This is a genomic window from Bacteroidota bacterium (genome assembly GCA_034439655.1).
Classification (GTDB): Bacteria; Bacteroidota; Bacteroidia; order UKL13-3; family UKL13-3; genus CANJUD01.
This window is the reverse complement of sequence record JAWXAU010000173.1, coordinates 1-16865: the sequence shown is the minus strand read 5'-3', so window position 1 is coordinate 16865 and position 16865 is coordinate 1. Positions and strand designations below refer to the sequence as shown.

General features: G+C 36.5%; 5 protein-coding genes. 4 read left to right on the top strand and 1 reads right to left on the bottom strand.

Features of this window, described 5'->3' with window-relative positions:
* Complete coding sequence (nadA, locus tag SGJ10_12975; protein MDZ4759034.1) at positions 1-1002, bottom strand: quinolinate synthase NadA; 1002 nt, start codon at positions 1000-1002, stop codon at positions 1-3.
* A gap of 127 nt (positions 1003-1129) precedes the next feature.
* Here nadA and SGJ10_12970 point away from each other — a divergent pair, with 127 nt between their 5' ends.
* From SGJ10_12970 to SGJ10_12955, 4 genes are all read left to right on the top strand, one after another.
* Positions 1130-1843, top strand: a complete 714-nt coding sequence (locus tag SGJ10_12970) for an MbnP family protein (GenBank protein MDZ4759033.1) — start codon at positions 1130-1132, stop codon at positions 1841-1843.
* A 31-nt stretch (positions 1844-1874) separates the two neighbouring features.
* Positions 1875-2897, top strand: a complete 1023-nt coding sequence (locus tag SGJ10_12965) for a cytochrome c peroxidase (GenBank protein MDZ4759032.1) — start codon at positions 1875-1877, stop codon at positions 2895-2897.
* 214 nt (positions 2898-3111) lie between these two features.
* Positions 3112-9003 carry a M4 family metallopeptidase gene (locus SGJ10_12960; GenBank protein ID MDZ4759031.1) on the top strand — a complete coding sequence of 1964 codons (5892 nt, stop codon included), beginning with the start codon at positions 3112-3114 and terminating at the stop codon, positions 9001-9003.
* Between the two features lie 357 nt (positions 9004-9360).
* Complete coding sequence (locus SGJ10_12955; GenBank protein ID MDZ4759030.1) at positions 9361-16746, top strand: GEVED domain-containing protein; 7386 nt, start codon at positions 9361-9363, stop codon at positions 16744-16746.
* The last annotated feature ends 119 nt before the right edge of the window (positions 16747-16865 follow it).

The window sequence follows — 16865 nt, the reverse complement described above, 5'->3', positions numbered from 1 at the left end:
TCAACTAAATTCGAGCATCCTTTTTAAAGGTATTGCGGCTTTATATATAATTTCATCATCTAATTTTATTTCATAGTTTTTTTGTTCTTCATTTCCAATCGCATTTAAGACATTTAATGTAGCATCGAGCGTAATCATTTTCATATACTGGCATTTGATACAGGGCGTTATAAATTGTTTGTCGGCGTACAACCGTTTTAAAGTACTTCCCAAATCGCATTCAGAGCCCAGTATAAAAGTATGATCTTTACTATTTTTTACATAGTTTATTATATCACTGGTGCTGCCCAAAACACCTCCCATTTCTTCTAAATTCTCTTTAACTGTGGCTTCAGGCACTTCCCAATGTAGCAACATTTTAGCATTGGGGTATTGGCTTTTAATAATATTAAATGAATCACTTTTAAATTGCTCATGTACTTCACATTTCCCATCCCACAGCATCATATTTTTCCCTGTTTCACGATGAATTCTGGTACGTAAATTTGCACCCATATATTTATCTGGAACAAACATTAAGGTTTCTTCTGTAAATGAGCGGACGATGTTCAACGCATTTCGGGAAGTGCAGCAGATATCGCATTCTGCTTTGGTTTCAGCGTAGGTGTTCACATATCCAATGATGGGAATATTCGGGAATCTTTTTTTGAAATTCTTCAAATCATTGGCTGTAATACTTGAAGCTAGTGAACATCCTGCATTTTTATTGGGGATAAACACATTTTTTGTCGGGTTCAAAATTTTAGCGGTTTCGGCCATAAAACTTACTCCACAAAATATAATATTTTCTTGTTTCACTTTTGTAGCTTCGATACTTAACCCAAGTGAATCGCCCAAAAAATCGGCAATACCACCTTCATCTACCAATAACTGTAATTGGGGAGGCATATAATAATGTGATAGTATCACCACATTTTTTTCTTTTTTTAACCTAGCGATTTCAGTATAATAATCTTGAATGGTGAGTGTGCCATTTTCAGACAAAAATAATTCTGTGTTCATGCGATTGCGATGGAATTTTCAAAATTGAGGTCTCTTTAAACTTATTTTTATGATTTATATTAGTTTTTTTTGTGAGATATATCATGTTATAATCATTATAGGATATTAATTTTGTAGGAACTTTAAAATGAAATTATTTTTTATATATTCAGGCCTTATCGTTTTTGCGTTTTCTTGCAAAAAAAACCCAATAGTGATTGAGCCAAACCCTAAGTTCACTATATCTTTAAACCATGTAGTTGAAACTTCCCATTTAAGTTTATATAAGGATTGGTATACTAACCAAGCAGGCAATAAATATAGAGTAAGGCATTTAAGATATTTTATTTCAAATATTGTGTTAAAAAGAAATACGGGCAATAATGTTTTTTTGCCTGTTCATTGGTTGGTTGATGTCGAATCTGAATTGAGTACTGTTAGAACTTGGCTACAAAATGTAGAAGGAAATTATAATGGTATTTCATTTTTTATAGGCGTAGATTCCGCTAGTAATGTAACAGATGCCTTGGGGTCAAATTTAGAGGTACAAAATATGGCATGGCCTGATATGATGGGAGGTGGCTATCATTTTCTGCAATTCGAAGGAGATTACGTTAGTAAAGATACCGTAGGTTTTGCCATGCACTTAGGTAGAAATTCTCAATTGGTTAAAATTGATATTAATAAAGATTTTAGTGTGTTAAAAAATGGAACAAATTTAAAATTGACCATGGACTTAAGTGAATGGTTCAAGAATCCCTATACCTATAATTTTGATACCGACGGGAACTATATAATGGGTATTGATTCATTGATGCAAAAAATAAGTAAAAACGGGAACGATGTATTTCAGATTCACTAAACCACTTTTTATAATTTTCGGTATAATAGTTTTGTTAGTAACTTGCCGTAAAGACAAGCCCATTGATACAGGTATTCCTAGTCCTACGCCTTATGAATTAGAAATACCAAAAGGGTTTCCGAAGCCCGTAATACCAGCGTTTAATCCACTTACTGTAGAAGGCATACAATTAGGAAGAATGTTATATTATGATAATATACTTTCCACCAATGGAAGAAGTTGTTCTTCTTGCCACAATTCTGATAAGTCATATAGTATTCCAATATTTGTTTTACAAACTGGTGAAAGAATCAGCGTACCTCCTCATATAAATTTGGCATGGAATAGTGACTTTAATTGGAATGGTAGCGAGAATGTGCTCGACCATGAAGGAATTGCTGATTTTGGACCAGAATTTTTTAATTCAAATCAAGATTCAATATATGCACGTTTTTCGCGTCATGCACTATATCCCGATTTGTTTTTAAAGGCTTTTGGCCTAAGAAATATAGCTAAAATACCTTATCCAGAACTTCAGCAAAAGATAGTATACGCCATATCACAATTTATGCGTACTATGATTAGTTCAAATTCAAAGTTGGATCAATATAAAAATCACAAAGCAACACTCACAGCAGCCGAGATGCGTGGTGCCGAAATATACATGTCGGAGAAAGGTGATTGTTTTCACTGCCATGGAAGTGTATTGTATAGTTCAAATGCATTTAGTAACAATGGCCTCGACTCTATTTTAGTTGGCCCTAGTGAAGGAAGATCTTTGATTACGGGTAAGATATATGATAGAGGTAAATTTTCTGTTCCTACTTTACGTAATATTGAACTTACAGCCCCATATATGCACGACGGGCGTTTTGCAACTTTGGAGGAAGTAGTGGAATTTTATAATTCAGGGGTGAAATTAAGCTCACCCAATATTGACCCTTTGATGACTAAAACCAATAAACAATTTGGTTTAGGACTTACACATCAAGATAAAAGTGATTTGGTGCAGTTTTTAAAAACGCTCACAGATACTGTTTTCATGAATAATAAAAATTTTCAAAGTCCGTTTTGATTTAACTGTAATGGTTTATGCCTTCCAATGTTTCGGAACGGCAATATATAATGGCGAATGGTTAATGACATCCAGCTTAAGCAATCTGCTGCTGGTAGAAATCATTCACCCCTCCCGATAGCCCCGCCGCGGGGGGGGGCGACGGAAATAATTAACCATTGATAATTAACTATTAATCATTTAGCTTTGCGTCGCTAATAAAATCTACTATTCAATGGCATTAAAAAATCTACTTACTTTAATCGTAGTTGTCTTTACGGCTGCGGGCTGCGTCTATTCACAAACTTCATCGATTCAACAAAAGCTAGAACCTGTTGCCGACAAGCTCATGTTCAAACCTGAGTCGGAGATTCCTAGTTTTGTTATTTTCAAACCTGAATTGCAGCCAATATTTGAAAATTTTGAAGATTGGTTTAAAAACAAAATGGGGGAAAATGAAGCTTTTGGTCTCAAATTATTGACCAATGAGACCGATCAAATAGGTTATACCCATTATCGTTTCCAACAACTATATAATAATTTACCTGTTGAAAATACGATGTACCTGGTGCATGTAAAAGAAGGAAAAATAGTTTCGATGAATGGATTGTTATATCACCATTTTAATATAGGGTTTAATAAAAGTATAACGGAAGATGCGGCATTGAAAAAAGCTATGATATATATGAACGCAAAAATATATATGTGGGAAGATCCTTTAAACGAACAGTTGATTAAGCAACAAGCAAATGATGTATATGCGACTTGGTATCCAAAAGGTGAATTGGTATATGTAGCAAACGATTATATAATTGATGCCACACAATATAAGTTGGCTTATAAATTCGATATATATGCTACAGAACCCTTAAGCCGTCAGTATGTATTTGTAGATGCACAACAAGCAAAAGTGATTGCACATCTTGATAGAATTCACACCTCCGATACTTTGGTAACAGCGAAAACCGCTATGAGTGGGGATAGGCAAATATATACAGACTATTATGCGGCAAATAGTTTTAGATTGCGAGAAAAAAATCGTGGCAATGGTATAGAAACCTATAATATGAAAACAGGTACAAGCTATGGGAGTGCGGTTGATTTTACGGATAGTGATACCACATGGAATAATGTGAATAGCAATTATGATGAATATGCTACCGATGCACATTTTGGTGCGGAAATGACCTATGATTATTTAAAAAATACTTATAATAGAAATAGTATCAATAACTCTGGTTTCAAACTTATAAGTTATATACATTACTCAAGTAGTTATTTCAATGCTTTTTGGAATGGAAGTTATATGACTTATGGTGATGGGAATGGTTCGTCCATCAAGCCTTTGGTTTCATTGGATATTGCAGGACATGAAATAGTACATGGACTCACCTCAAATACCGCTAATTTAACTTACTCTTATGAGAGTGGTGCATTGAATGAATCCTTCAGCGATTGCTTAGGATCTGCCATCGAGTGGTATGGCGATTCAGATAGATTTGAGTGGCCCCTTGGCACCAAAATAGGTTGGACGATACGCTCCATCGGAAACCCAAAAGCATATAGTGATCCAAACACCTATAAAGGCCAATACTGGTATACGGGGTCAGGTGATAATGGCGGCGTACATACCAATAGTGGCGTCCAAAACTTTTGGTTTTACTTACTGAGTACCGGCGACTCAGGAACCAATGACAATGGTGATTATTATAAAGTGGATTCTATAGGAATTTGGAAAGCTGGAGCGATAGCTTATCGGACCCTTACTTATTATTTGGGAACTTCTTCGCAGTATGCCGACGCCCGCACTTATTCTATAAAAGCCGCAGAAGATTTGTATGGTACTTGTTCCTTTGAATCATTTGCAGTAGCTGCTGCCTGGCATGCTGTGGGTATTGGTTCAGAATTGAGCTATAAAACAGTCGCATCATTACAACAAAATACATTAAGCATATTACCAGGCAGTACAAATAATATAATACTTCGTGTTGCTATTACTCCTGCATGCAATGCCATCGATACTGTTTTTTCATTTACGTTTAATACCAATGGAACAAGCAATGTTGCGGATATAGAAAACGCCAAATTATGGTATACAGGAACGAGCAATACATTTGCTGCTACTACCCAATATGGCAGTACAAAAACTTCACCTTCGGGAACCTTTACCTTTAGCGGTTCACAAAAACTTAAAAAGAATGACGATCATTATTTTTGGCTTACTTATGATATAGACTCTAATGCAAATTTAGGCGATTCCGTTGATGCAGAATGTGCTTCTGTAACAGTGGATACCATTGTAACGCCTACTATTACAGCACCTGCAGGATTCCGTAAGGTAAGCAATTGTTTTCCGCCAACTTCTACATCTCCTTGCTCCTATATGTATATAAATAATGTAACTCTCGACTCTATCAATAATACCACAGGATGCAGTTCTACCTCGTATTCTGATTATTCCAATTTGAGTACCATAGTTGCACAGGGCGATCAAGTAAACTATAGTATATCATTATATGGTTATAATATGTATGTTTGTATTTGGGTCGATTTAAATAATAATGGAATTTTCGATTCAACAGAAATTATGGTCCAAAATAATCTTTCATCAGGATTTAAAGCAACGGGTGCTTTTACAATTCCTTCGTCAACCTCCATTGGGCAGCATTCGGTAAGGGTTACAGCCGATTATTTTACTACTTATAATTCTACGCCTTGTGGTAAATTATATTATGGAGAATCGGAAGATTATTCTATAAAAGTTGATACGCCTCAAAACATGTATTATATATCTTCTAATACTACACAAAATACAAATTCAGTACAAAAAAGTTCTACCAATAACCAGGTAATAGCTATGAAGGTGGTGATGGGTGGAACAGGGAATGCCATACCCATGCAAGCCTTCAATATCAATACAAATGGCACTACTGATACTGCTGAAATTAGGAATGCCAAAGTGTGGTACACCGGCACCAATTCTGTATATAATACAACTACGCAATTTGGCAATACTATCATATATCCTGGAGACAACTTTACTGTTACAGATTCTATGGTATTGTCGAAAGGAACTAATTATTTTTGGCTCTCCTATGATGTAGCATCAACTGCAAAAATGGGAAACTATATAGATGCAGGATGCGATTCTATAACACTTGGAAACACCATTTATATAGCTGATACAACAAATCCAGCAGGGAATAGAAAAATTGGTTATTGCATTCCACCCACTTCTATTTCACCTTGTACCTATATGTATATAAGCAATGTAAAACTCGATTCTATTAATAAGACTTCTACTTGCAGTAGCACCTCGTATTCTGATTTTACAAGTAACAGTACTACTACTTCGCAAAAAAAATCGGTTACTTATACGGTATCATTATATGCATATGACCAATTTATAAATATATGGGTCGACTTTGATGATAATGGTATATTTGATTCCACAGAACAAATGGTAAAGAACAAACAATCGAGTAGTCTGAAAGATGTTGGCTCATTTACGATACCTAGTTCTGCTCCAATAGGCAAACACCAAATGCGTGTAATGGCTGACTACATTAGTTTTCCAGCGTCTTATGTATGTAGTCAATTGTATTATGGAGAAACAGAAGATTATACCCTAAATATATTACCTGCTGCACCCACTGCGGTTATCTTACCCAATTCAAATGTATCATTTTGCATAGGCGGTGGGCAGTTGTTTACCACCGGCTACGATTCAAGTTATAAATACCAATGGTTTAAGAATAGTAGCACATCATTATCATCTGGCAAAGGACATCCTTATGATTCACTATATTATAGTCCTTCATCAGCAGGGAATGATACTATTACAGTTAAAATTACAGATGTATATAATCAAACTACTACCTCAAGTAAGGTGGTAGTGAAAATATCCCCTATGCCTGTGGGGGGAACAGCAACTATATCTTCGTCAACTATCTGCAACGGCAATTTTGTAAATCTATCTTCGTCGGGCAGTACAGGTACTATCAATTGGCAATCGTATAATGGAAGTGCTTGGTCCAATTTAGGCTCCTCGGCAAATCCTTATAAAGCCTATCCAACCTCCAATACTATTTACAGAGCTTATATAAGTTCTGGAAGTTGTGGCAACGATTCGTCCAATCAACTTACCGTAACCGTTATCCCCAAAAGTGTTGCAGGTTCAGTATCTCCAGGCTCTGCATCTCTTTGTGTCGGCGATTCTGTTAATTTAAGTATTACAGGAAATACAGGAACAATTAAGTGGCAGTATTACAATAATATTACATGGCAAAATTCGGGAGATACTACCAATAGTTTTTATATAATACCTACTACAAGTATTATATATAGAGCATTGGTCACTTCTGGAATTTGCGGTGCTGATTCTTCTAAAAATATATCGGTAACGGTAAGTCCAAAAGCTGCGGGAGGTACGGCTGCATTATCAGCATCTGCTATCTGTGCAGGCGATTCGCTTAGTTTATCTTTGGCAAATAATATAGGAACTATTGCTTGGCAATATTATAATAATAATGTTTGGACCAATATGGGGTCATCTAAAAATCCCCACAAATTTTCACCTTCAGCATCTAATATATATAGAGCTTATCTAAGCTCTGGTGCCTGTTTACCCGATTCGTCCAATCAATTAACCTTAACAGTAAATCCAAAAGTAGTTGCGGGAAGTATATCTTCTTCTGCTACTTTTATATGTGCCAGTGATTCCGTGAATTTAATTTTATCAAATAATACGGGGACTATTAATTGGCAATATAATACAGGCAGTGCTTGGCAAAGTGTAGGTTTAACAAGCAATAGTATCTATGTAAAACCATCGAGCAATACCAATTACCGAGCCTATGTAACGGCGGGCACTTGTGGAAGTGATTCTACAAAATCCGCAACTATTATAGTAACTGCACTTCCGGTGGCGGGAACTATTATAGCTTCAAAAACTGCGATTTGCCCCGGTGATACTTCTATGCTTTCTTTATCTGGAACTACGGGATATATTATATGGCAATCTGATATTGGCGGTAACTGGCAAAATATTGCTGCCAATTCGAACACTAGAAATGTATTTCCAAATGCCACGGCATCATACAGGACGGTTGTGACCAATGGTGGTTGCGGCACAGACACTTCTAAAATTATGACTATTATAGTTAATCCCAAAGCCATTGCTGGAGTGGCTTCTGCTGCGGCTTCCTCTATTTGCCCTGGGACTACAACTACTTTTACCTTAACGGGAAATACAGGAGGAATTGATTGGCAGTATTATAGTAATTCTACATGGGTAAGTATGGGAGATACAACAAATACTATTACAGTTCCTCCAACAGCAAAATCAAATTATCGTGCTGTAGTTTCTACCATTTGTAGTATTGACAGTTCAAATATAATAATTGTAAATGTATTCCCTGTTGCCATTGTTACAATAACTCCCGGCGGCCCAAAAACACTATGCTCACCTGATAGTATTACACTTACTACAAATATAGCAAAATCATATATTTGGAGTACGGGAGATACCACTCAAAAAGTCACAATTAAACAAACTACGGTCTTGAAGGTATCTATTACAGATTTGTACGGTTGCAAAGCCACTTCTGCTTCAAATGTATATACATTCAATAATCCTTCTACACCTACATTGTCGCAGCAGGGGGATACCTTATTCGCTTTGCCTGCAGGTGCAGCAACATACACCTGGGAGTATAAAGGGAGCGTGATTAAAACCACCCCAGTAAATTATATATTACCGACCCAAAAAGGAATGTTTGCAGTAAGCTTAAAAGATAGTGTTGGCTGTGTTTCTCAACTGTCAGGTTTGTATAATTTCAATTTTGTAAACATCGAAACTATATATAATAATAAACCTAAAATTGATGTATGGCCCAACCCAAGTGATGGTATTTATAATATGATAGCCCATGTAGGAAACGGTTCTCATATATCACTTAAAGTAACAGATATTACTGGTAAATTGTTGTTCCAAGAAAACCATACCACCACTTCAGGAATATTAAATACTGTTGTTGATTTGAGCAAATTTTCTCATGGAATATATTTATTATATATTGATACGGAGAATGGAATGAGTGTGCCTGTGAAATTGGTGAGGGAATAATTGTTAATGATAAATAATAAATGCCATACGGCAGATTATAATGGTTAATGTCATACGGAAAGCTTTGACAACTCTGCCATGTTTGTGCATACGCCGAGTTGGCAAAGCTACATATATAACACGGCGTAAGCCTCATTAACCATTAAAGATTGCTGTTTTACCATTGATAATTCTAAATGTCATGCGTCAGCAATCCGCCTCCATCGGAAACAATTTCCCATTAACAATTTCCATTTTTTTTATTAGCTTTGCCTCCCAATAAGAATAATCACTAATTTCATGAATTTCAAAAAAATACTATCCCTTTTCTTCGTTATCTTCATCGGCTGCGGCCTTTCGTATTCACAATCTCACAAGTTGCAACAAAAACTTGAGCCCATTGCCGCCAAGTTATTGTTCAAGCCCTATTCGAGCATTCCCTCGTTTTTAAAGTTTAAAGCAACAGCCCAGCCCAGTTTTGAAGAGTTCATGCCTTGGTTCAAAAATACTATGGGCTTGGATGAAAGTTTTGAGCTGAAATTGCTCACACAAGAAGCGGATCAAATAGGTTATACCCATTACCGTTACCAACAATTATATAATGGTTTGCTTGTTGAGAATACCATGTATTTAATACATGTGAAAAATGGCAAAGTTGTTTCGATGAATGGATTGTTATATGATAATTTTAATTCATCAAATAGTAAAAATATTTCAGAAAGTGATGCCTTGAAAAGTGCAATAGCACACATGAACGCAAAAGTATTTATGTGGGACGACCCCATGAGCGAACAGCTTATCAAAATGCAAAGAAAAGATTTATATGCCACTTGGTATCCCAAAGGCGAAATGGTATATGTAGCCAGCGATTATGTTACCGACTCCAAGCGTTATAGATTGGCCTTTAAATTCGATATATACGCTATCGACCCGATGAGTCGCCAATATGTTTTTGTGGATGCTCAAGTAGGAGAGGTGCTTGCACATTTAGATAGGATTCATACTGCCGACACACCTGTAACCGCTAAAACCGCGATGAGCGGCACGCAACAAATAATAACTGATTATTATGCTGCCAATAGTTTCAGATTGCGTGAAACAAAACGAGGCAATGGGGTGGAGACTTATAATATGCAAAAAGGAACTAGCTATGGCAGTGCGGTTGATTTTACAGATGCCGACACACTTTGGAATAATGTAAACAGTAACAAAGATGAATATGCTACAGATGCACATTTTGGGAGTGAAATGACATACGACTATTATAAGAATGTTCATGGAAGAAATAGTATTAATGGTTCAGGATTTAAACTGATAAGCTATATACATTATTCAAGCAATTATTCGAATGCTTTTTGGAATGGCAGCTATATGACTTATGGTGATGGTAATGGAAGTACGATCAACCCGCTTGTTTCCTTGGATATTGCAGGCCACGAAATTACCCACGGTTTAACAACATTTACAGCCGGATTAAATTATTCGTACGAGAGTGGTGCATTAAATGAATCTTTCAGTGATTGTTTGGGAACTGCGATAGAGTGGTATGGTGATTCAGGAAAATTTGAATGGGATCTTGCCACCAAGATTGGTTGGACGATTCGCTCCATGGCTAATCCCAAATCGAAAAACCAACCTGATACTTATTATGGTCAAAACTGGTATACGGGTGCTGCCGATAATGGCGGTGTGCATACCAATAGCGGGGTTCAAAATTATTGGTTCTATTTATTATCTGAAGGCGATACAGGCACTAACGATAATGGCGACTATTATAATGTGGACTCAATTGGCATCCATAAAGCAGGAGCTATAGCTTTCCGTACGCTTACTTATTATTTATATTCTTCCGCACAGTATGATGATGCCCGCACCTATTCTTTGCTGGCAGCAGAAGATTTATTCGGTACTTGTTCCAATGAAATGTTTGCAGTGGCTGCTGCATGGCATGCAGTAGGTATTGGTTCAAATTTGTCAACATATACTGCTGCAACTTTGCTACAAAACACACAAAATATAACACCTGGCACTAACAATAATGTGATGTTGAGGATTAATGTAACACCTGCATGTAATGCTACAGATACTGCTTTTTCATTTAGTTTTAATACCAATGGTACAAGTAATGTAGCGAATATCAAAAATTCAAAATTATACTATACAGGTGTGGGAACGACATTTAATACAATCACAAAATTTGGAAGTACCGTAAATTCCCCATCGGGTAGTTTTGCATTTAACGGAAGTCAGGAATTAGTGAGCAATAGCGACAATTATTTTTGGTTGGTATATGATATAGATTCTGCTGCCAAAGTGGGTGATTCACTCGATGCTGAATGTACCAGTATAGACATAGATACTGTGGTAACGCCAGCAATAACAGCCCCCGCAGGGTTTAGGTTAATCAACTATTGTATACCTACTATGACTTATGGATGTTTTTCTGGTGGTATGTGTATCAGTAATTTTGAGGTTTCCGATTTGGCAAATAATACAGGCACTAGTTGCAATTCGAAAGCATATAATGATTATACCAATAAGGTGGTAAAATTTGAGCAAGGAATTACATATAATAGCAGTATAGCGGTCACTTCGTATAATGCCTATATAAATATATGGATTGACTTTGATGATGATGGTAATTTTAATAATACAAATGAACAGCTTTTAAATAAATATCTTGTAGTAACCAACTCAACTGGCAATACGACTATTACAATACCCGCAGGTGCTGCCATTGGATATCACCGTATGCGGGTAAGACATCAATACGCTTATTCATATACATCGCTAGATGCTTGTGCTGATGGCTACTATGGAGAAATAGAAGATTATACCGCAAATGTATTGGCACAAAGTAATATGGTATATAATTCAACCACTACTTTTCAAATTACGCCCAATGTTTCAAGAGGTTCTAGCAATAACGAAATTATAAAAATCAAAGTGAGTACCTGGGGTTCGTTGAGTCCTCTAAAATTGAATAATTTATATTTGAATAGTACAGGAACTACTAATTTAGCAGATGTATCAAATGCCAAAGTATATTATACAGGAACAAATTCTACATTTTCTACTATTACACAAGTGGGTGCTACAGTTTCAAATCCTGGAAGTAGTATTACTGTGAACGATTCCATAGCACTTTCTTCTGGATTTAATTATTTCTGGATTGCTTATGATGTTAGACCATCTGCGGTACTAGGCAATTTGCTGGATGCAGGTTGCGATTCACTTGATATCTCTGGAACTATATATATGCCCGATTCTATTGCTCCCTATGGAAGTCGAAAAATATATTATTGCGTGCCAGCAACCTCATACTCTCCCTGTACTTATATGTATATAAATAATGTTACAATCGACTCCATCAATAGTAATTCAGGTTGTAGCCCTACTTCGTTTAGCGATTTCACCAATTTGAGCACCGCTACCTCGCAAGGAGATTATATTAATTATAATATATCATTATATGCATATAATATGTATATCGGAATATGGGTCGATTTTAATGATAATGGTTTGTTTGATTCTGCCGAACAAGTGGTAAAAAATCAATTATCAACTAATTTGAAAGCTAGTGGAACCTTTGCTATACCTACTAGTACAAGTGTGGGTCAACACGTGGTGAGGGTAACTGCAGATTATTATACTTATTATAATACCACAGCATGTAGCAAATTATATTACGGCGAAACAGAAGACTATATGTTAAATGTTGATACGATGAAAAATATGAATTATATATCATCTGCTACTACACAAAATACAATCAATGTTCAACGTAACACTACCAATAATCAAGTAATCGGAATTAAAATATATACTGTTGGGGTTGCCAATCCCTTACCCGTAAAATCATTCCAACTTAATTCCACAGGAACCACAGATAGCAACGAAATTAGGAATGCTAAAATATGGTATACAGGTTCAAGTCCTGTATTTGCTGCTACTACACAGTTTGGCAGCAATGTTACCTATCCTGGGAATAATTTTACTATCAATGATTCTATGATATTGACTACTTCAGGTTGCAATTATTTTTGGTTAACTTATGATATTCCTTCGTATGCCAAATTGAACAACCATATAGATGCGGGTTGCGATTCAGTAACACTTGGCAATACTACGTATGCACCCGACACCAATAATCCAAATGGGGATAGAAAAATATATTATTGTATTCCTCCCAATTCTCTTTACCCATGTTATATGTATATGAGTAATGTAGTTTTAGATTCCATCAGTAAAACTTCTGGTTGTAGCAGCACTTCCTATTCCGATTATACAAGTAGCAGCACTACTACCAATCAAGGTGAATATGTAAACTATAATATCACTTCTTATGTATATGCACAATATATAAATATATGGGTCGATTTCAACAGTGACGGTACTTTTGATTCAACTGAACGTGTGGTGGCAAATCAATTAACCACTTCTCTTAAAGCTGCTGGATCGTTCTTAGTTCCAAATTCTACTTTAGTTGGCAAATACCAAGTAAGAATAAGAGCTGATTATTATACCTCCTACGCAGCAGCTTCCTGTTCTCAATTTTCATATGGCGAAACTGAAGATTATACTTTAAATGTTGATACAATAAAAAGCATGTTTTATATTTCTGCTCAGACCTTTCAAAATAAAAAATCGGTACAGCTCAATACCACCAATAACGAAGTAATACATATAAAAATAAATACCAAGGGAGCCGCATTTCCAATAGCTGCCAAATCGTTCACCTTTTATACAACAGGTACTACCAATACTAATGATATCAGTAATGCCCGACTTTGGTATACAGGTACTGATTCTAATTATAATACTACTACACAATTTGGTAGCACTATATCAAGCCCTAGTAGCTCAGCCATATCATTTACCGATTCTATTACTTTGCAGACAGGATCTAATTTTTTCTGGATTAGTTATGATGTAAATTCTGGTGCAAAAATTGGAAATTATATTGATGCAACTTGCACGGCTTTTAAGCTTAATACTGCTAGTTACACCCCCGATACCGCTGCCCCTTATGGTAGCAGAAAAATTGATTACTGTACGCCCACAGGTGGTGTTGCCAACTATTATAATAATAACTATCAATGGGGTATCACCAAAGTTAGCCTCAACAATTTGAGCAAATCATCGGGTGTGCCAACTAGCAGTGCAGCTTACTATACTGATTACTCGGCCAATATTGCCAATCTTGTGGCAGGTACAAATTATTCATTATATGTTACACCAGGGTCTAGCTCAGTTACTTATCCGCAAGCAACCATAGCATGGGTAGACTGGAATAGTAATGCGGTGTTCGATTCGACTGAAGAACTTGGTCGCAACACCTATCATCAATATACCGATACCATTCCATTCACAGTACCTTCAGGGCAGGCACAAGGCTCTTATCGTTTGCGGATTATGTCAGGCTATTACTATTATTTCTATACAGGTGCTTGTAAATTTAATCCCTGTTTTGTGGCCAATACAAACTTGTTGGATGTGGGCGAATGCGAAGATTATACTATTGATATTGCATCTCCGCCAAACCCAGTTATTTCACCCAATAGCAATATAGCTTTTTGCATAGGAATTGGCCAACAATACAGCACTGGATATGATACGGGGTATACTTACCGATGGTATAAAAACGGTTCCACATTATTATCATCAGGTAAAGGCCATCCCTACGATTCGTTATATTATAATCCTTCATCAGCCGGAACTGATACAATCATCGTGAAAGTAACAGATTCTTATGGTCAATCAACCACATCAGCTCCTGTTATAGTTGCTATTGCAGCCAAGGCTGTGGGCGGTACGGCAGGCTTGTCGGCATCTTCTATTTGTAGTGGTGATTCGGTGAGTCTTACACTTTCGGGAAGTGCAGGAAGTATTATATGGCAATATTTATCTGCAGGTGTTTGGACCAGCACAGGTTCTTCGGCAAATCCTCATAAAGTAGGCCCTGCAAATAATACCAGTTATAGAGCTTATGTGGCTTCCAGTATTTGCCCAAATGATTCATCAAATCAAATTACTGTTACTGTTAGTCCCAAGGCAATTGGTGGAACAGCATCGCTTTCTGTAAATACTATCTGTGCAGGCGATTCGGTTGCCTTATCATTAAGCAGTAGCTCAGGCAATATTGCATGGCAGTATTTTAATGGTTCGGCATGGGTTAGTTTAGCCTCATCTGCAAATCCATATAAAATAGCACCAGTATCTACAATTATATATAGAGCTTATCTCACATCGGGTGTTTGTGCTCCCGATTCTTCAAACCAAGTTACTTTAACTGTGAATTCAAAAGCTGTGGCAGGTAGTATTGCAGCAAGTTCAACTACGATTTGTAATGGTGATTCTGTCAATTTAGCTATATCAAACAATATAGGAAATATCGATTGGCAATATTATAATGGTAATGCTTGGCAAAGTATAGGTTCATCAGCAAATAGTATATATGTTTCACCAACTGTAAATACAGATTATAGAGCTTTAATTACAGCAGGATTATGTGGCACGGATACTTCTAAAACAATAAGTATTATAATAACTCCTGCCGCAGTAGCAGGAAATATATTTGCATCTGCATCCTCAATTTGTCCTGGCGATTCAGCATTTTTCGCACTTACTGGAAATACAGGAACCATCGAATGGCAATATGATAATAGCAATAACTGGCAAAATTTAGGATCATCGGCAAATAATATATATGTATTACCAACAGTAGCCGCATCTTATCGTGCATTGGTAACCAGTGGAAAATGTGGAACTGATACTTCTAAAACTATATCAATAACTATAAACCCCAAAGCAATTGCAGGGACTGCCTCCACAAACGCAACGTCAATATGCCCTGGTGCTTCTACCGATTTATTACTTGCTGGAAATACAGGTAGTATCGATTGGCAATATTATAATGGCACATCGTGGGTTAGTGCAGGAAATACAAGCAATTCCATCACTGTTTCTCCTACTGCACAAACGAATTATCGTGCAGTGGTGTCCACGTTGTGTGGTATGGACAGTTCTAATATTATAAGCATAAATATATATAATGCACCGCAAGCATTTATTACCCCTGGTGGTCCCAAAGATTTATGTTCCGGCGATAGTATTATGCTAACAGCGGGCACTGCAAATGTATATAATTGGAGCACAGGAGAAACAACTCCCGCTATCACGATTAAACAGACCACAACTCTTACGGTTACTATTATTGATAACAATGGCTGTACTGCCACCTCACTAGCACATACATTTACATTCCACACCCCAGCAACTCCTATTATTACCCAGCAAGGAGATACACTTATTGCATCGCCAGCAGGTGCCACTTCTTATGTATGGAAACTAGCGGGAAATATAACAGGAACCACCTCTGTTAATCATTTTGTCCCCATTCAAAAGGGATTATATACTGTAGCATATATAGATAGTTTCGGATGCACTTCCCCCGCATCACTATCCTATAATTTCAACTCGGTAGGCATCGCTAATGTATATTATACTGCAATAGTACGTGTATGGCCAAACCCTAGTAACGACGGTGTGTTTAACCTAATAGCTACCGTGGGAAATAGTTCGCATGTATCATTAAGAATTACAGACATCACAGGGAAATTATTATCACAGGAAGCACGAGCTATCAGTGATGGTAATTTGAATACGACAATTGATTTGAGCAATTTGGCACATGGCATTTATTTATTATATATAGATACCGAAAACGAAAAAGCAGGTGTGCCTGTAAAATTGGTGAGGTAATAATTGTTAAATTTTCTTCCCGTTCGTATCGCAATTACAATTTGCCTTTTTTCTGGTATCTTTAAATGGCCAAAAAATTAAACTAATATTGTGGGTATTGTATTTCAATTGGGGTGATT

Coding starts and splice junctions, on each gene's coding strand:
- nadA (MDZ4759034.1), bottom strand. CDS start 1,002: ATGAACACAGAATTATTTTTGTCTGAAAATGGCACACTCACCATTCAA.
- SGJ10_12970 (MDZ4759033.1), top strand. CDS start 1,130: ATGAAATTATTTTTTATATATTCAGGCCTTATCGTTTTTGCGTTTTCT.
- SGJ10_12960 (MDZ4759031.1), top strand. CDS start 3,112: ATGGCATTAAAAAATCTACTTACTTTAATCGTAGTTGTCTTTACGGCT.